Genomic DNA, 17,208 nt, shown 5'->3' with positions numbered 1-17,208 from the left:
GCCGGTGACTACCTGGTCGACCGCGCTCCGACGGCCGGTGCCGCCCGGTGCCGCATCCGAGGTCGAGCACCGATTCAACGAGAGAGCCTGCCGTCAGGCGTCCGACAACTGGAGACAGTTCATCGGTGTCCCCGGCCAAACAGTCGTAGAGATCAGGGTGCCAGTACATCAGATTCGAGCTGCGGAGACGAGCTGCCAGAGTCATCAGGCCGAGCCTTCCGCACGAGTGGCAACTCCGGGGTCCACACGCGGGCTCGCGCTCGGCCAATCAGGCCAACAACCAGCACCTCTCGGCCGCCACTGGCATTCTGCTGGTACGGCGTGCCGCCTGCGGATTACAGAACTCGCTTCTCCTCCGGCCAGGCCTTCCACTCAATCGAGTCGGGCCGCTCGCCCCCGTCCTTCAGGAACCTCTTGACGGACTCGCGCACCTGATCCAAGGAGATCTCGGAATCGAGCGGGAAGTCCTCGGGATGACCGGAGTACTCGTACACGACATTCGTTGCCTGAGACGCCTCGCCGACGGCGTACCAGACGCCCTTGACCCCGTTGAAGGTACCGGCGAACTTCAGGCCTCCGACCTTCCGCTCGGGGTTGACGCCCACTCGGAAGTCATGATCCGGATAGCCCTGTTCTGTGGCTGGACGGTTGGTGACGTAGAGCGCTGCCAAGGTGTGATCGAACGACTCGGCCAGGAGCGCGTCGACCAGTCGATCGACGTCGTCGTCGGCTCGTAGGACGACCGGTTCGTCGTCATGCTCGTGCCGGTAATAGGCCTCGATGCTGTAGGTCATCCAACGGTTCCTTACTGGGGATAGGTTCGTTTGAAGTTGTCGGGGCCGTACACCGTCAGGCGTGCTCCGTCAGGAAGGAACTTCCAGAGGTTCCGGTGACAACCGTACGGTCCAGGGCACGGCCTGTTGTTGATGACGATTGTCTCGTCGGTGAGTCCTTCTCTGCGCATACGCATGGCGAACTTGACCTCGACGTGCGAGCCAAGGGTGTCGGCACCTGGCGCAATTCTGATCTGCAGGTCCTCCATCAGACGATCGACGTCGGAGGTGTATTCGTCGACTCCGCTGAGCAGATCGTGCTCATTGCCGGATGCATCGATCCAGATCCCCGACGTCTTGTCACCACGCTTCCGCAGCGGCAGTCGCTCGAGAACCTCTCGTGTGCTGGGGTCGAAAGGTTCAGCCTCGCCCAGCGGCGAGCGCTCGAGGACTGCAGGCGGTCGCCCCTCGTCGCCGGGACCGGTCGAGTCGTCCGCCGTGCTCGTTCCCGGAGTTCCTTGCGAACCTCGCCGGTCGCCTTCGGCCGGTGCACCCCTGGATTTCGGGGGTCCTCCCGTAGCACCCTCCGGTGTTCCAGTGCCGGAGACCATCTGCTCGGCCCAACCGCGGGCTCTCGGCGATGTCCGAGAGAGATGATGGGCGGCTTCTTCACAGCGACTGGAAGCCTCGTCCAGTTGCAGGGCTGCGCGTTGGGCTGCCGGGTTGTTAGACATACCGCCGACGTACGCCGCGTTGTTTCTGCAGCGACGTGCCATGTCCTGCAGAAAGCCGACCACTCGTGGCACATCGTCGAGTGCGGAGATCAGTCCGTGGGCGACTCGCTGAAGTTCGGAGGCCATGCGGCGGAGCGCTAGATCTGATCGGCGTAGCTGCGGCAGCCCTGCGCTGCGATCTGCAGCGAGTCCATTGCCTGTTGGAGAGACCGTGCAGCAGCGTCCAGCAGTTCCGAGATGTCCCGATCGGCGCCAGTGGCCGAACCGGCGATGAGCGCTTGGACGTGCGCGCTCGTCTGCCCGAACTTCTGCTTGAACCCGCCCAGACTACCGGCGCCTTGCTGGGCATCAGCCATCAATTGGTACAGCTCGACTTTCAAGCGCTGGACATCAGACACGACTACCTCACTTTCCGATCAAGTGGTCGCGACGTACGGGGTGTTGCGCGGCCGCGATGCTGGACCGGCCGGTGCGGAGTGACCTCGCATCACGCCGCACCGGCCGTGGATCAACCTTGGATGGCGGACCTCGGTACGGTGCGCAGCGGGAGAGCTGCGTACTTTTGTGCGCAGTGCGGGTGGCTCGGTGAGCTTGACTAGTAGCATCGAGGCCGCGAAGGGCAGGTCAGATGCACATCGGCGAACGAATCGGAGCGCACCGAAAGCGGCGCGGCATGTCCCAGGATGCGTTGGCCGGCCTCATCGGAATGTCACGATCCTGGCTGTCGCAGGTCGAGCGCGGGCTCCGGGGCGTTGACCGACTGTCGACCCTGAACGACCTAGCCACCGTTCTGCGTATCGACGTCGCCGACCTCATCGGTCGTGACTGGATCCTCGCACCGGATGCCTCGGAGCAGGTCAGGGCAGTGGATGCCGTCCGTAGCCAACTCGCCGGCTACCACCACCTGCTGGGGGACCAGACGACTCCTTGGCCGCTCCCGCAGCTCCGCAACGGTGCGGTACAGGTGAACCAGGCCTATCAGGCGGCGAGGTACCAGTCTGCGACGGCGATGCTCCCCGAGCTCATCCAGGCGGCCGATGCGTACGACTGCTACCAAGGCCGCGATGGCCGTGAGACCCACCTCGCGCGCTGCTCCGTCTACTCCGCAGCGGCGAAGCTTCTGACCAAGGTGGGGGAGCATCAGCTTGGCTGGCTCGCTGCGGACCGAGCGACTCACGCTGCCATGGCAGCCGAGTCGAAGACCGCGCAAGGGATGGCGGCCTACCAGGTCGTTTGCGCCCTCCTTCGCAGCCAGCGGACCGACGACGCCGAACGGATCGCGGTCCGATCGGCCGAGGGGCTCATGTCGATGACCGGTTCCGACGCGCCGGACGCGGTCTCGCTGGCTGGGTCGCTGTGGCTGATCTCGTCAGTCATCGCCGCCCGCCGCTCGGACCGAGCGACCTCAACTGAGCGTATGTCGACAGCCGACCAGCTCGCCGGCCTCCTCGCTCACGACGGCAACCACTGGTGGACCGCCTTCGGCCCGACCAACGTCATGATCCACCGAGCGTCCGTCGCTTCCGAGTTCGGTGACCCGTCGGGGGTCCTGCGCGTCGCGGCCGAGATCGACACCGATTCGCTCCCGGCAGGTCTGCAGGGCCGCCGATCGCGCCTCCATATCGATCTCGCCTGGGCGCAAGCGCAAGCCAAGAACGACATGGAAGCGATCCTGCACCTCAAGCAGGCCGAACGAGTCGCCCCTGAATCGATCCGCTATCACACCATCGCGCGCGAGCTGGTCCGGGAACTTCTGAAGCGTTCGCGTAGACCCACCCCAGCCCTGACCGCCGTCGCAACCCGCGCAGGAGTCCTCACGTGACCCATCGCACCCTGTACCTGGTCACCTGCGGGGCACCGCTGGCAAGTCGCATCGGAGACGGCGTGCGCGCTGCTCGCGAACAGGGGTGGGACCCCTATGTCATCCCGACCGATGCCGCCCTCCCATGGCTTGATGGACAAGATGTGGATGAGGTTCCGGTCCTTACCGGCAACCGTAAACCGGGCGATCCGAAGCGGACTCCCAAAGCTGACGCCGTTGCCGTTGTTCCGGCCACGTTCAACACCCTCAACGCTTGGGCGAACGGGAACGCGAACACCTACCCACTGACAACCTTGTGCTCCGCTTTGGGATCTCGGATTCCTGCCGTTGCTGTCCCTTTTGCCAAGCACGACCTAGCTGGACACCCAGCGTGGCTGGCATCCCTGGCCGTGCTCCGGTATGGCGGCGTCACAATCATTGATCCGCACACCGGATCAAATTCTTCGCTCAGCCCCGTGGAGTCCGGCACAGGGGAAGAAGTCTCTGCTGCGTTTCAGTGGGACTGGGTTATCCGCAATCTGGACAGTTGACCTACTTGTCCCGGAACCGGTTGATCGCCTCCAGGTGCTGCGCGCGCAGATCCTCGTCCCGCACACCCAGCCCCTCCGAAGGCGCCAGCGTCAGCACTCCGACCTTGCCCTGGTGCAGGTTCCGATGCACGTCGTACGCCGCCTGCGCGGTCTCCTCCAGCGCATACACCCGGCTCAGCGTCGGATGGACCATCCCCTTCGCGATCAGCCGGTTCGCCTCCCAGGCCTCGCGGTAGTTGGCGAAGTGGGAGCCGATGATGCGCTTCAGGTTCATCCACAGGTACCGGTTGTCGTACTCGTGCATGTAGCCCGAGGTCGACGCGCAGGTGACGATCGTGCCGCCGCGGCGGGCGACGTACGTCGACGCACCGAAGGTCTCGCGGCCGGGGTGCTCGAAGACGATGTCGGGATCGTCGCCGCCGGTCAGTTCCCGGATCCGGGCGCCGAACCGCTTCCACTCCTTCGGGTCCTGCGTCGTCGGGTCCGACCAGAAGCGGTACCCCTCGGCGTTGCGGTCGATGATCAGCTCCGCGCCCATCGCCCGGCAGATCTCCGCCTTCTCGGGCGACGACACCACGCACACCGGGATCGCCCCGCCATTCAGGGCGAACTGCGTGGCATAGGACCCGAGGCCACCCGAAGCACCCCAGACCAGGACGACGTCGCCCTGCTTCATGTTCGCGCCGTTGGCCGAGACGAGCTGCCGGTACGCCGTACTGTTCACCAGCCCCGGCGACGCAGCTTCTTCCCAGGTCAGGTGGGCGGGCTTCGGCATCAGCTGGTTCGACTTGACCAGCGCGATCTCCGCCAGCCCGCCGAAGTTCGTCTCGAAGCCCCAGATGCGTTGTTCCGAGTCGAGCATCGTGTCGTTGTGGCCGTCGGGGGACTCCAGCTCGACCGACAGGCAGTGCGCGACGACCTCGTCGCCGGGCTTCCAGGCGTTGACGCCGGGACCGGTGCGCAGGACGACGCCGGCCAGGTCGGAGCCGACCACGTGGTACGGCAGGTCGTGCCGCGCGGTCAGCGGCGAGAGCTTGCCGTACCGCTTGAGGAACGAGAACGTCGAGACCGGCTCGAAGATCGACGTCCAAACCGTGTTGTAGTTGATCGCGCTCGCCATCACCGCGACCAGCGCCTCACCGGGGCCGAGCTCCGGAGTCGGTACGTCGTCCAGGTGCAGGCTCTTGCGCGGGTCCTTCTCCTTCGTCTCCAGGCCCTCGAAGATGCCGGTCTCGTCGGCGTGCACGGTGATGCCCCGGTAGTGGTCCGGAACGTCCAGCCCACCAACGGCAGCACTGTCGCCGGCAAGGATCGCGTCGAGGATCTGCTTCACGTCATACCTCCTGGAGCGGCGGTCGGGTGAGCGGAACTTACCGTCGAGTATGCCCGGGTCGCTGTGCTGCGTGACACAGTTCGCGCCCGGTGAGACCACCATCACTTTTCCAGTCCACCGGTCGCAGTGGTCTTATCGACGCGCTGTCCTTCGATGTCAGGCCTTCGATGTCAAAGCCCGGTACGGCGTCAGTGGGCCCGCGTGTGCAGCCGGACCTGCGTGCCCGTCGCGCCCGACCGGACCTGGACCAGGTCGCACAGCTGGTTCGCCAGCCAGACCCCGCGCCCGCCGAGCCCGTCGACCGGCGGCAGCACCCTGCCGATCAGCAGGTCGTCGATCCGGCCGCCGTCGGCGACGTCGCAGACCAGATGACCGTCGGCGGTCCACCACGACAGCGTGCCGCGGCCGCCGCCGAAGCGGACGCTGTTCGTACAGATCTCGTGCAGCGCCAGTTCGAGATCGTCGATCCGGTCGTCGCTCAGCCCCAGCGACCGGGCCGCGGCGTTCACGCGACGCCGTACGGCGTTGAGGTCGCCCATGCCGAACTCCTGCCGCTCGGCATCCACCGGTACGGCGGGCAGCGGGCGCCGGAAGGTCGCGTCGGCATCGTCCTCCGGCTGGTCGGGGTGCAGGCCGGTGGGATCGACTCCGAGCTCGGCCGAGTACGGGCAGCGCAGCTGGAACCGGCCGGCGAACCCGGTGAAGGCCACGCCCAGCAGGTACTCGTGCAGCGCGGTCTCCTCCAGCTCGGCCCGTGACCGTCCGACGTACGCCGGTTCGCCGAGAGCGCGCAGCGGGAGGCCGGGCGCCTGGTCGAGCAGCCGGCGCCAGAGCGGGATGATCCGCGCCGGGTTACGGCCGACCTGGCGCATGTCGAGGAAGGTCACCTGGTCGGCGACGCCGTCCAACGCCTTGCGCAGCAGGCTGTTGCGGTCCTCCGGGAGTACGGCGACCACGGTCTCGCCGACGTGCAGTCCGTCGTCCACGAACGCGACGGTCTGCCGGACGAAGTCCTCCTCATCGGTGTAGACGAAGGCGTCGTGCCGGAACCCCGATGCGACGGGGTGATGACGATCCGGAGCGCTGTCCCTCAGCACGTCATCCAGATTAGCCCCGTACTCACGGGTTGTGACCGCGAGCCGCGCGTCTTGGACAGAACTTCACCCACAGTCAACAAACAGAAACGTTTGAGTCAGCGAACACGCAGCACTCAGTAAGCCACTGCGCGGGCAGGCGCTCCCGCGTGGAGGTCCGCCGTTCCGGCCCGCGGGGCGAGGTTGGTGAGTGATGGGCGTCCGCACCACTGATCAAGCCGCGCCGCGGGCAGGCGCTCTCGCCGGCAGGCTGCCGTTCCGGGCCGGGCGCGGCGGGTTGATCAGTGGTGCGCGTCGACAGGCTCGACCAGTTCGACGAGGATGCCGCCGGCGGACTTCGGGTGGATGAAGTTGACCCGGGAACCGGCGGTGCCGCGGCGGGGTTCGTCGTACAGGAGCTGGGCGCCGCGCTCGCGAAGGATCGCCGAGACCTCGTCCAGGTTGCCGACGCGGTAGGCCAGTTGCTGGATGCCAGGCCCGTTGCGGTCCAGGAACTTCGCGATCGGCGAGCTGTCCGACAGCGGTGCGAGCAACTGGATCGACGAACCGGAGTCGCCGACCGAGAGCATCGCCTCGCGCACGCCCTGCTCCTCGTTGATCTCCTCGTGCGCGACCGTCATGCCGAAGGTCTCGGCGTAGAACCGGACGGCCTCGTCGAAGTCGGCGACGGCGACGCCCACGTGGTCGATCGCGTCGAACAGAGTCTTGGTCACGGGCTCCATCTGACCAAGATGGCCTGCCGTGGCGCCGGATGCCAATGTCTGTGGCGGATGCGACACTGGACGACTCGATGAGTGTGACGCACGACATCTACCGGCTGGTGCTCGGCCCGTCCTGGTCCCGGGCCGCACCAGCTCGGCTCGAAGCCGCCGTCGACGGCCGCGTCGTGCTCGTCACCGGAGCCTCGTCAGGCATCGGAGCCCGTACGGCGGAACTGCTGGCCCGCGCCGGCGCGCACGTCCTGCTCACGGCCAGGCGCCTGGATCGCCTGCAGGAGTTGGCGGATCGGATCACCGCGACGGGCGGCCGCGCGACGCCGTACGGCGTGGACCTGACGGATCCCGACGCGGTCGACCGCCTGGTCGCGGAGGTGCTCGCCGATCACGGGCGGGTGGATGCGGTGATCAGCAACGCGGGCAAGTCGATCCGGCGCTCGCTGACCGCGACCGAGGGGCGCTTCCACGACGTGACGCGGACCGACGGGGTCAACTACCTCGGCCCAGCGCGCCTCCTGTCCGGCCTGCTGCCCGGGATGCGAGCGCGCGGAACCGGCCACATCGTCAACGTGAGCAGCCTGAACGTCGACCTGCCGGTCGCCCACTGGGCCGCGTACAGCGCGTCGAAGGCCGCTTTCGAAACCTGGCTGCGCTGCGTCGCGCCGGAGATCCGGCGGGACGGGGTGGTGGTCACGTCGATCCATTTCCCGTTGGTGCACACGCCGATGAGCGCGCCGACGTACAGCCCTCGCCTGCCCGGTCTCACCGCCGAGGCCGCCGCGGAGGTGATCGCCCGGGCGCTCGTCCATCGACCGCGCCTGCTCGTCCCCTGGTGGGTGCGCCCCGCCGCTGTCCTGACAACCCTTGCCCAAGGCCCCTATGAGGCCGTCCAATCCCAGGTGCTCCGATGGTCACGCTGAAAGGCCTGCTCCGCCTTCTGCGAGCCGTCCCATTCTGGCGCCCTCGGGTCCTCCGGACACTCTTCTCCGAGGGCCTCACTTTGAGCGCGCTGATCAGCATCGCCGCCCTCAAGAACCCTGATGGGACAGCCCTGATCGACGACGACGGCCCGCTCACGTACGCCGACCTGAACCACTTGATCGACGAAGCTACCGCCGACCTGCAGACCACTCGAGTAGACGTGCAGGAGCCCAACCACCGAAGCTTCGTAGTCGCCGTCGCCGCAGCTCTCCGCCAGAGCGCAGACGTAGTCCTCCACGAACCCTCCAAGTCCCCACCCCCGCAGAGCAGTCAACACTCGACGCCGAGCCGCCGACGAGGCCAGATCATCCTCCTGACCTCCGGCAGCACCGGCACCCCCAAAGAAGTCGAACGCGGCGGCGTCCGCATCACCCAAGCCCTCCCCATCGCGACTCTCCTCGGCGCACTGCCGATCCACGGCCCGATAGTCCTGACCGTCCCGATGTTCCACGGCTTCGGCCTGGGCTTCCTCGCCCTGGGCCTGGCCTTCGGCGTCCCGGTCGTTCTGTGGCGAAAGCTCAACCCACCAACAGTCGCCGAGTTCATCACCGACAACCCTGGCTGTCTCCTTGTCGGAGTCCCGCCCGTCCTGGCCCGGGTCGCCCGGGTACAAACCAGAGCCCACCCCGCGGCAGTGGTCAGCGGCGCAGGCCAACTCCACCCGTCCGTCGCCGATCGCCTCCGCACGACGTACGGCGACGTCGTTTTCAACCTCTACGGCTCCAGCGAAGAAGGCTGGTCCACCATCGCCGACCCAGCCGACCTCCGCGCGGCCCCAGGGACCATCGGCCGTCCCGCAGCAGGCGTCAAGGTCGCCGTCCTCGACGCCGACGGACGCCCGGTCGACGACGGCGAGATCGGCCATCTCTGCATCTCCGGCCGCCTCGAGTTCCAGCAGTACGGCGGGGGAGGGCGTCGCGCCCGCCTCGGCGGCATGAGCGACTCCGGCGACCTCGGCCACCGCGACCCGCAGGGCCGGTTCTTCGTCGACGGCCGCGCCGACGACATGGTCGTCACCGGCGGCGAGAACGTCTTCCCCGCCGAGGTCGAGAACGTCCTCCTGCAGCACCCGGCCGTCGCCGAGGCCCGCGTCGACGGCGTACCGGACGAGGAGTACGGCGCCCGCCTCGAGGCGACCGTCGTACGCCGAACTCCTTCGCACCCTGACGACGTACTCACGGAAGCCGAACTGATCGCCTGGGCCCGCACGCGACTCACCGGCGCGAAAGTCCCACGGACACTGCGATTCGCCGCCGTACTGCCGACGACGGCGAGCGGCAAGTACCGGCGTCGTGTGACCTGATCGACACAGGCGTACCAGTGCCGTCGCAGGTATCGTGACAAACATGTCTGACACCACCAGCTCGCAGAACGAAACCGTCATCGTCGCCGGAGCCCGGACCCCGATCGGGCGGCTGCTGGGCGGCCTCAAGGGCTTCACCGGAGCGGAGCTCGGTGGGTTCGCGATCAAGGGCGCGCTGGACAAGGCCGGCATCACCGGCGACCAGGTCGAGTACGTGATCATGGGCCAGGTGCTGCAGGCCGGCGCCGGCCAGATCGCCGCGCGCCAGGCCGCGGTCAAGGGCGGCATCCCGATGGACGTCCCCGCGATCACCATCAACAAGGTCTGTCTGTCCGGCCTGAACGCGATCGCCCTGGCCTCGCAACTGATCAAGGCCGGCGAGTACGACGTGGTGGTGGCCGGCGGGATGGAGTCGATGACGAACGCGCCGCACCTGCTGCCGAAGTCGCGCGAGGGCTTCAAGTACGGCGACACCACGCTGGTCGACTCGATGGCGTACGACGGACTGTGGGACGCGTTCACCGACCAGGCGATGGGTGCGCTGACCGACCAGGCCAACGACGAGGGCCTGAAGCTGACCCGCGAGGAGCAGGACCAGTTCAGCGCCCGGTCGCACCAGCTGGCCGCGGAGAGCTGGAAGAACGGCGTGTTCGCCGACGAGGTCGTCCCGGTCGAGGTCCCGCAGCGCAAGGGCGACCCGCTGGTCGTCGACACCGACGAAGGCATCCGCGGCGACACCACGGTCGACACGCTGGCCCGGCTGCGCCCGGCGTTCGGCAAGAACGGCACGATCACCGCCGGTTCGGCCTCGCAGATCTCCGACGGCGGCTGCGCGGTCGTCGTGATGAGCAAGAAGAAGGCCAAGGAGCTCGGCCTGACCTGGATCGCCGAGATCGGCGCCCACGGCTCGGTGGCCGGCCCGGACTCGTCGCTGCAGAGCCAGCCCGCCAACGCGATCGCCAAGGCCTGCACGAAGCAGGGCATCGACCCCGCAACGCTGGACCTGGTCGAGATCAACGAGGCGTTCGCCGCGGTCGGCATCGCCAGCGCCCGTGAGCTGAACGTCGACGTCGACAAGGTCAACGTCAACGGCGGCGCCATCGCCCTCGGCCACCCGATCGGCATGTCCGGCGCCCGCCTCGTCCTCCACCTGGCCCTGGAACTCCAGCGCCGCGGCGGCGGCACCGGCGCCGCCGCCCTCTGCGGCGGCGGCGGCCAGGGCGACGCCCTCATCCTCCGAGTCCCGGCAAAGAGCTGACCCGAGCCTGATGCCGACGCCGGCCCAGCCCCCACCCAGGCCGCTGCCCCCGGCGTCGGCTCGACGTTCGGCCTGCACACCAAGCCGAGCCGAGACTCCTTCGCTTGCCTGCACATCGGCTCCTGTGCCTACGCAGTTGACCTGGTCGCCGGTCATGGCGCCGACTCGACGTTCGGCCTGGGCACCCGTCCCGGCACTAGCAGCGGGTCCGACCCAGGCGCGGTTCGCCGTACCGGCTCGGGCCTCAACCTGCGCACCGGCACCGACCCAGGTCCCGTTCCCCGTACGAGCTCCGGCCTCGACGCAGGCACCGACTCACCCTCCGACGCGGGCGCGGATCCCCGTGCCGGCTCCGGCCTCGGCCTGGGCACCGGAACCGACCCAGGCGCGGATCCCCGCAATGGCTCCGGCCTCGGCCCGGGCGCCGATCCCCGCAATGGCTCCGGCCTCGGCCCGGGCGCCGATCCCGGCGTCGGCTTCGACCCGGATGCCGAGCCCGGTCCCGACTCAGCCGATACTGATCTGATGCCACGACGTACGCCGCCGGTCGCCGAACTGGTCGAACGTGCCCGCGCCGGTGAGTCCCGCGCGGTCGCGCGCCTCATCTCGCTGGTCGAGGACGAGTCGCCGTTGCTGCGCGAGGTGATGGCCGCGCTCGCGCCGCACGCGGGGCAGGCGCACATCGTCGGCATCACCGGGTCGCCCGGGGTCGGCAAGTCGACGTCCACCTCGGCGCTCGTTTCCGCGTACCGGGCGACCGGCAAAAGGGTCGGCGTACTGGCCGTCGACCCCTCATCGCCCTTCTCCGGCGGGGCTTTGCTCGGCGACCGGGTCCGCATGCAGGACCACGCGACGGACTCCGGCGTGTTCATCCGCTCGATGGCGTCGCGCGGGCACCTCGGCGGGCTGGCCTGGTCGACGCCGCAGGCCCTGCGCGTGCTCGACGCGGCCGGCTTCGACGTCGTGCTGGTCGAGACCGTCGGCGTGGGCCAGTCCGAGGTCGAGATCGCCGGCATGGCCGACACCACGCTGATCCTGCTCGCGCCCGGGATGGGCGACGGGATCCAGGCGGCGAAGGCCGGCATCCTCGAGGTCGGCGACATCTACGTCGTCAACAAGGCCGACCGCGACGGCGTACAGAACGTGACCCGCGACCTGCGCGCGATGCTCGCCCTGGCCGAGCGCGACGCCGACGCGTGGACACCGCCGATCCTGAAGACCGTCGCGAGCCGCAACGAGGGCGTCGACGAGGTGGTCGCGGCGATCGAGGACCGGCTGGTGTGGATGCGGGCGTCCGGCGTACTGGCGGAACGGCGGCGCAGCCGGGCCCGGGACGAGATCGAGGCGATCGCGATGACCGCGCTGCGCTCACGATTCGCGCACCTGCACGGCGACGCCCGGCTCGACGTCCTCGCCGCCAAGGTCGCGACCGGCGCGACCGACCCGTACACAGCAGCCGACGAACTGATCTCCGCCCTCTGACAAGCGCGAGCGCCGTACGCCGCTAGTCCCCGGGCCCGTACGCCGCCAGCCCCGCCCTCCTACGGCGGCCGACCTGTGGGCCTTATGTACGTCGCTGTCCGCGCCCTGCTCGGCGGTCGGCGAACTGACGCTCGGTAAGTGACTGCCCCCGCCCCTGGCACGCCGGGCCCGCTGACGCCCTGTTCGTCGCTGCCCCGGCTCGGCAGTCGACGAGTTGACATCCGCCCTCTGACCGCCGCCAGCGCCCACCCCCTGCTCCTTCCGTGTTGAGGGTACAAGCGGGCCCCCCGCAGCAGCCGAAGTTCTCCACAGGCAACCACCCCTGCGACAGTTGATGACGCTGTGTCACAGTGTCGGTGCCATGTGGTTGGATAGATCCGAATACGGGCAGGTAACCCGGTGCTTCCGTGCAGTGAGCGATCTGCGTCTCACGGCGGCGCGCCGGTGGCTGCCATGCCCCCCGATCCGTAACACAATGGGACTTGTTGCTGGTGAGCAGGATGCTGTGGGCTGTGTTCAGTCAGTGACAGATGGTGACTATCCGTGATAGAAACACAGTCGACCGAATTGGTTGCGAACGAGGAGTGGTGACATGCCGAAGAAGCTGCTGATCTGGCTGGTCATCGCCTTTGCGGCGTTCTACCTGTTCACCCAGCCAGAGGGTGCTGCGGACGCCGTAGGAGGTGCGTTCTCGGCCGTCGGTGATGCGTTCGGGAGCGTGATCACGTTCCTGTCCGCGCTGTTCAACTGATCCATCGCAGCCAAGTGTCCCGTCACGACCGATCGTGCGGGACACTTGGATGTAGGGATCGTGGCCGAACGGCCGACAGCGGGGTGGACAGGGGAGTGAGTGGATGGCCGGAATAGGCCTGTTCCGGATCTTCGACCCGAAGGTCCGGCGCCATCTCATCTCGGACGAGGGCGAAGTCGTCATCGACGAGGTGCGGCACCACTGGGTCGTGTTCGCGGTGCCGATGCTGGAGATCGCGCTCGCGACGGTGCTGCTGGTCGTCCTGCTGTGGAAAACGCCGGGCAACGCGTCGATCGCCTTGCTGGCGATCGTGCTGATCCTGCTCGCGCACGCCTTCTGGCGGTTCCTCACCGAGCACCGGGACCGGTTCGTGGTCACCAACATGCGCGTCATGCGGATCCGGGGCGTGTTCTCGCAGACCGTCGCGACCACCCCGATCGCCCGGATCCTCGACATCACCCTGCAGAAACCGATCGTCGGACGGTTCCTCGGCTACGGCCACTTCGTCTTCGAGTCGGCCGCGCAGGACCAGGGCTTCCGCGAGATCAGGTTCGTCAGCCGTCCCGACGACCGTGACCTCACCATCCAGCGCGTCATCCAGCGCACCGGCCTGCGCGCCTCCGCGAGCGTCGACGTCGTCCAGTCCGACGACGACGACACCGACGACGACGGCACCGGCCCGATCGGCATGGACTCCGCGCAGGAGGTCACCACCACCATCCCGCGCCAGGCGCCGGCTGCTTCCTCGTCCACCCGGGTGGCCAGCAGCAGCTCCAAGTCGATCTTCAACAGCGAGCAAGCCAACTGGACCGACCAGGAGCGCGAGGACTAGCCCGTACGGCGTACCGCTGCCGCTCCCGCAGGTCAAGATCCGTCGATCGGCTCCGACCTGATGGTGACGAACCCGAGTCCCATCACAGGAGGAACACGTGGCGCAGCTGCTGAAGGTCCAGAACTTCAACGTCTCGAGCGACGGTATCGCCGCCGGTCCCGACGAGCACCAGACCCTGGACAACCCGTTCGGCCTGCCCGGAGCGGAACGGCTGTTCAGCTGGGCCGGCGCGACCGCGAGCTGGCCCAACCGCACCGACCCCGGCGGCAGCCGGGGCCTCGACGACTACCTCACCCGCGACTTCACCCACAACATCGGCGCCGAGATCATGGGCCGCAACAAGTTCGGCCACCAACGCGGACCTTGGCTCGATCACCAGTGGCGCGGCTGGTGGGGCGACGAGCCGCCGTTCCGTACGCCGGTGTTCGTGATGACGCACCACCTGCGGCCGTCGTACAGCCTCGCCGACACCACGTTCCACTTCGTCGACGGCGATCCCGCCACGGTCCTCGCGCAGGCGCGCGAGGCCGCGCAGGGCAAGGACGTCCGGCTCGGCGGCGGCGTCAGCACCATCCGGCAGTTCCTCGACGCCGATCTCATCGACACGCTCCACGTCGCGGTCGCCCCGGTCGAGTTCGGCGCCGGCCGCAGTCTCTGGAAGTCCCCGGACGAGTTGCTCGACCGCTACCACCTGGACGTCGTACCGAGCCCCAGCGGCATCACCCACCACCTCTTCTGGCGCAGGTAGTCAGCTCTGGTGAGCCCCGGGGGCGGGGCTCACCAGGACAGGACCGTGGCGGCCCTTGCTCCTAGAGTCGTTCCCGTGGACACCATCGACGCGCAGATCACCGAGTACCTCACCCGGTACGCCGAGACGCTGACGGCTTTCGACGCCCGCGCCGCCGCCCAGCTGTGGGCGACGCCGGGCATGATCCTCGACGACCGGTACGCCGGCGTACTCGACTCCCGCGAGGCCATGGTCGAAGGACTCGAGCAGTCCTACCCGCTGTACCGGAAGCTCGGCCTGGCCTCCGTCGGCTACGAACTCCTGAACCAGGAGCAGCTGTCCGGCGCCATCACCATGGTCCGCGTTCGCTGGCTCTTCTACGATGCCGACGGCAACCAGTTGACCGACAGCAACGCCCACTACATCCTCCGGCAAGGCGACGACGGGCTGCAGGCGTGCGTCTGCGTCCAGACCGACGACCTCGAAAAGCTCCAGGCCTGGCGACCGAGCGCGGTATCGACCTGTCGGACCCGGCCTGATCAACGAGACCATTCGGCCGAAGCGTCGGGACCGCCCCGGCCGCGTGGGCTTTATCGGCTCGGTCGACGCCAAGCAATCGTCGGGTGGGCGGGATCCTCGTTGTCCACGACGACCTGCGCGCGCGACCGCGGCCGGATCTGGTCGACGTACAGGCGCTCGCCGGGGATGTACTTCGTGCGATAACGCTCCTCAGCGGCAGCAGCCGAGCTCATCCACGCCTGGTCGCGGGCGGCCCCGCGCCGAAGGACCTCGTCGAAGCTGACGTGCAGATAGATCAACAGATCCCAGTGCTCAACCAACGCCGACACCTGCAGAAACGCACCATCAGCAATCAGTACGGCGTCCGGCCGAGCCGTATGGACCGTCGCCTCAGCCAGCGGCTGCCCGTTCGGCTCCCGAATCGCAGTCGTGTACCGCCGGTCGCCGACCGGCCCGAGAGGCACCAGCAGGCGCCCACGGATCGCGTCGTGATCCCAGGAGTCGAGGTAGTAGCTCTCCGGCGACTCGACCGGGTACGCCGTCCGCAACTCCGGAGCCCGCTTGAAGTAGTCGATACCGGCCCGAACGACCTCCCGCCCGGTCCGCGCCCGCAGTACGTCGCCCAGCTCGTCCGCGAACGTCGTTTTCCCCGCCGCGGAACACCCGTCGATTCCCACCCGCACCGGATGCACCCGCTCAACAGCCAAGACCGCATCGGCCAACTCACCCAGTACGTCGCTACGCCGGCTCAATAGGTCTCCTTCGAAGAATTCCCGGCCAGAGCCTCACTGGCCAGGAAGTTGGCGATGGGCTGATTCAACCCGCCTGTTCCGGCTTTGGCGGGCGGCAGGATTGACCCGTTCGGGCGTTGGTCGACGCGGCGGTGATGATCTGGTCGAGTTTGTCGCGGGTGGTGAGGAGGTTGGCGGCCTGTTCGGTGATGCGGTCGCGTTCGGTCGACAGGCGGGTGAGGAGGGCGGGGGTGGCTCGGCCGTCGACTACGCAGGGGAGCAGGTCGAGGATCGACTTGCTGGACAGGCCGGCGGCGTACAGCTGCTGGATGAGTTGGACCCGGTCGACCGCGCTCTCGGGGTAGAGGCGCTGGCCGCTGGGGCTGCGGGTGGCGTCGAGGAGGTTGTGCTCCTCGTAGTACCGCAGGGCGCGGACGCTGACTCCTGCCCGGGTGGCGAGTTCGCCGATGCGCATGGTGACCTCCGTAACAGCTCTTGCCTCTGACGTCAGCGTCAGGTTTTAACGTGGTTCCATGATGACATCGAACGCCGGAACGACACCGGCAAGCCCCGTTGTTTCGGTCAAACCGGTCGAGCTGCGGCCGCCCGACCGCGGTACGGATCTGCTGGTGAAAGTCAGCGCGCCGGTGGGCGGACGAGACCTGCCGCTGATCGTCTTGTCGCACGGCTACGGGTCGTCGATGGACGGGTACGGGCCGCTCGCGGATTTCTGGGCCGCTCGTGGGTTCGTGGTGATTCAGCCGACGCATCTCGATTCGAGGACCGTCGGGCTGGCGCCGGAGGATCCCCGTACGGCGCGGTTGTGGCGGTACCGGGTCGACGACCTGAAGCGCGTCCTTGACCAACTGGATCTGATCGAGGACGCCGTGCCGGGGCTTGCCGGGCGGATCGACCGCGACCGGGTGGCCGTGGCTGGGCATTCGTTCGGCGGTCAGTCGGCGGGGGTGCTGCTGGGGTTGCGGGTTCTCGACCCGCGGGTCGGCGAGGACCTCTCCGACCCGCGGGTGAAGGCCGGCGTACTGATCGCCACCGCAGGCAAGGGCGGAGCCGATCTGACGCCGTACGCGGCCGAGCACTTCCCGTTCATGAACCCGGACTTCACCCACTTGACCGCGCCGGCCCTGGTCGTTGCCGGGGACAAGGATGACCTGCCGCTGTCGCATCGCGGGCCGGACTGGACGATGGATCCGTACCACCTCAGCCCTGGCGACAAGAGTCTGCTGACGGTGTTCGGGGGCGAGCACTCGCTGGGCGGGATCGCCGGGTACGAGGTCCGGGAGACGACGGACGAGGACCCGGATCGCGTGTCCCTGATTCAGCAGGCGACCTGGGCTTATCTCCGGCATGCGCTCGGGATCGAGAGCGCGAGCTGGGCCGCGGTACAAAAGGGGCTGTCGGCAACCAGCCGCGCTATCGGGAAGATCGAGTCCAAGCAGGTCTAGGGATGCCCCGCCTTCTGCGCGGCACAGGCCTAGGCGTGTCCCGTCAACTGCGGTGCCCGGCTCCGGCTCCGGCTCCGGCTCCCGGCTCCGGCCCAGGCCCAGGCCCAGGCCCAGGCCCAGGCCTGTCCCGCCTGCTGCGTGGCATTCGGGGCGGCGAGA

General features: G+C 68.1%; 18 protein-coding genes. 10 read left to right on the top strand and 8 right to left on the bottom strand.

What is annotated here, in order from left to right; translation table 11 throughout:
- Positions 1–335 precede the first annotated feature (335 nt).
- Genes HDA39_RS17295 through HDA39_RS17285 form a run of 3 tightly spaced genes read right to left on the bottom strand, consistent with a single transcriptional unit; the run spans position 336 to position 1,905 of the window.
- Positions 336–794 (bottom strand): Imm1 family immunity protein, encoded by a 459-nt coding sequence (locus HDA39_RS17295; RefSeq protein WP_184796233.1) that lies wholly within the window; start codon positions 792–794, stop codon positions 336–338.
- A gap of 11 nt (positions 795–805) precedes the next feature.
- The gene (locus HDA39_RS17290) at positions 806–1,633 is read right to left on the bottom strand and encodes a DddA-like double-stranded DNA deaminase toxin (RefSeq protein ID WP_238356077.1); all 828 of its coding nucleotides are present in this window, start codon (positions 1,631–1,633) and stop codon (positions 806–808) included.
- A gap of 11 nt (positions 1,634–1,644) precedes the next feature.
- Positions 1,645–1,905, bottom strand: a complete 261-nt coding sequence (locus HDA39_RS17285; protein ID WP_184796232.1) for a hypothetical protein — start codon at positions 1,903–1,905, stop codon at positions 1,645–1,647.
- Positions 1,906–2,135: 230 nt separating this feature from the next.
- On the opposite strand from HDA39_RS17285, the gene HDA39_RS17280 reads away from it, so the two are divergent.
- Positions 2,136–3,329, top strand: a complete 1,194-nt coding sequence (locus HDA39_RS17280; protein WP_184796231.1) for a helix-turn-helix domain-containing protein — start codon at positions 2,136–2,138, stop codon at positions 3,327–3,329.
- The gene (locus HDA39_RS17275) at positions 3,326–3,859 is read left to right on the top strand and encodes a flavoprotein (protein WP_184796230.1); all 534 of its coding nucleotides are present in this window, start codon (positions 3,326–3,328) and stop codon (positions 3,857–3,859) included. Before HDA39_RS17280 ends, HDA39_RS17275 begins: the two co-directional genes overlap by 4 nt.
- Before the next feature lies 1 nt (position 3,860).
- Here the strand turns inward: HDA39_RS17275 and ccrA are convergent, their stop codons facing one another.
- The 3 genes from ccrA to mce form a co-directional block, all read right to left on the bottom strand.
- Positions 3,861–5,192 carry a crotonyl-CoA carboxylase/reductase gene (ccrA, locus tag HDA39_RS17270; RefSeq protein WP_184796229.1) on the bottom strand — a complete coding sequence of 444 codons (1,332 nt, stop codon included), beginning with the start codon at positions 5,190–5,192 and terminating at the stop codon, positions 3,861–3,863.
- A gap of 188 nt (positions 5,193–5,380) precedes the next feature.
- Entirely contained in the window at positions 5,381–6,289 is a 909-nt protein-coding gene (locus HDA39_RS17265; RefSeq protein WP_184796228.1) for an anti-sigma factor RsbA family regulatory protein, read from the bottom strand.
- A 278-nt stretch (positions 6,290–6,567) separates the two neighbouring features.
- Positions 6,568–7,008 (bottom strand): methylmalonyl-CoA epimerase, encoded by a 441-nt coding sequence (gene mce / locus HDA39_RS17260; protein WP_184796227.1) that lies wholly within the window; start codon positions 7,006–7,008, stop codon positions 6,568–6,570.
- Between the two features lie 68 nt (positions 7,009–7,076).
- On the opposite strand from mce, the gene HDA39_RS17255 reads away from it, so the two are divergent.
- From HDA39_RS17255 to HDA39_RS17225, 7 genes are all read left to right on the top strand, one after another.
- Positions 7,077–7,922, top strand: coding sequence for an SDR family NAD(P)-dependent oxidoreductase (locus HDA39_RS17255; RefSeq protein WP_184796226.1), 846 nt, complete (start codon positions 7,077–7,079; stop codon positions 7,920–7,922).
- A complete protein-coding gene (locus HDA39_RS17250; protein WP_184796225.1) occupies positions 7,910–9,286 on the top strand; it encodes an AMP-binding protein in 1,377 nt (458 codons plus the stop codon). The genes HDA39_RS17255 and HDA39_RS17250 overlap by 13 nt, the downstream gene beginning before the upstream one ends.
- Before the next feature lie 43 nt (positions 9,287–9,329).
- Complete coding sequence (locus tag HDA39_RS17245) at positions 9,330–10,544, top strand: acetyl-CoA C-acetyltransferase (RefSeq protein WP_184796224.1); 1,215 nt, start codon at positions 9,330–9,332, stop codon at positions 10,542–10,544.
- A gap of 525 nt (positions 10,545–11,069) precedes the next feature.
- A complete protein-coding gene (gene meaB, locus HDA39_RS17240; protein WP_184796223.1) occupies positions 11,070–12,026 on the top strand; it encodes a methylmalonyl Co-A mutase-associated GTPase MeaB in 957 nt (318 codons plus the stop codon).
- Positions 12,027–12,618: 592 nt separating this feature from the next.
- Entirely contained in the window at positions 12,619–12,777 is a 159-nt protein-coding gene (locus tag HDA39_RS17235; protein WP_184796222.1) for a hypothetical protein, read from the top strand.
- A 103-nt stretch (positions 12,778–12,880) separates the two neighbouring features.
- Positions 12,881–13,609 carry a PH domain-containing protein gene (locus tag HDA39_RS17230; protein WP_184796221.1) on the top strand — a complete coding sequence of 243 codons (729 nt, stop codon included), beginning with the start codon at positions 12,881–12,883 and terminating at the stop codon, positions 13,607–13,609.
- Between the two features lie 97 nt (positions 13,610–13,706).
- A complete protein-coding gene (locus tag HDA39_RS17225) occupies positions 13,707–14,357 on the top strand; it encodes a dihydrofolate reductase family protein (protein WP_184796220.1) in 651 nt (216 codons plus the stop codon).
- 569 nt (positions 14,358–14,926) lie between these two features.
- On the opposite strand, the gene HDA39_RS17215 is transcribed toward HDA39_RS17225, so the two are convergent.
- Together HDA39_RS17215 and HDA39_RS17210 are read right to left on the bottom strand one after the other, a co-directional pair.
- Positions 14,927–15,607 (bottom strand): nucleoside/nucleotide kinase family protein, encoded by a 681-nt coding sequence (locus HDA39_RS17215; RefSeq protein ID WP_184796219.1) that lies wholly within the window; start codon positions 15,605–15,607, stop codon positions 14,927–14,929.
- Positions 15,608–15,671: 64 nt separating this feature from the next.
- Positions 15,672–16,061: a MerR family transcriptional regulator gene (locus tag HDA39_RS17210; RefSeq protein WP_184796218.1), complete on the bottom strand. Its 390-nt coding sequence runs from the start codon at positions 16,059–16,061 to the stop codon at positions 15,672–15,674.
- Between the two features lie 58 nt (positions 16,062–16,119).
- Here HDA39_RS17210 and HDA39_RS17205 point away from each other — a divergent pair, with 58 nt between their 5' ends.
- Positions 16,120–17,049: an alpha/beta hydrolase family protein gene (locus HDA39_RS17205; RefSeq protein ID WP_184796217.1), complete on the top strand. Its 930-nt coding sequence runs from the start codon at positions 16,120–16,122 to the stop codon at positions 17,047–17,049.
- Positions 17,050–17,208: the final 159 nt, after the last annotated feature.

The sequence above is a fragment of the Kribbella italica genome (assembly GCF_014205135.1).
Taxonomy (GTDB): Bacteria; Actinomycetota; Actinomycetes; order Propionibacteriales; family Kribbellaceae; genus Kribbella; species Kribbella italica.
This window is presented reverse-complemented; position numbering and strand designations above follow the sequence as displayed.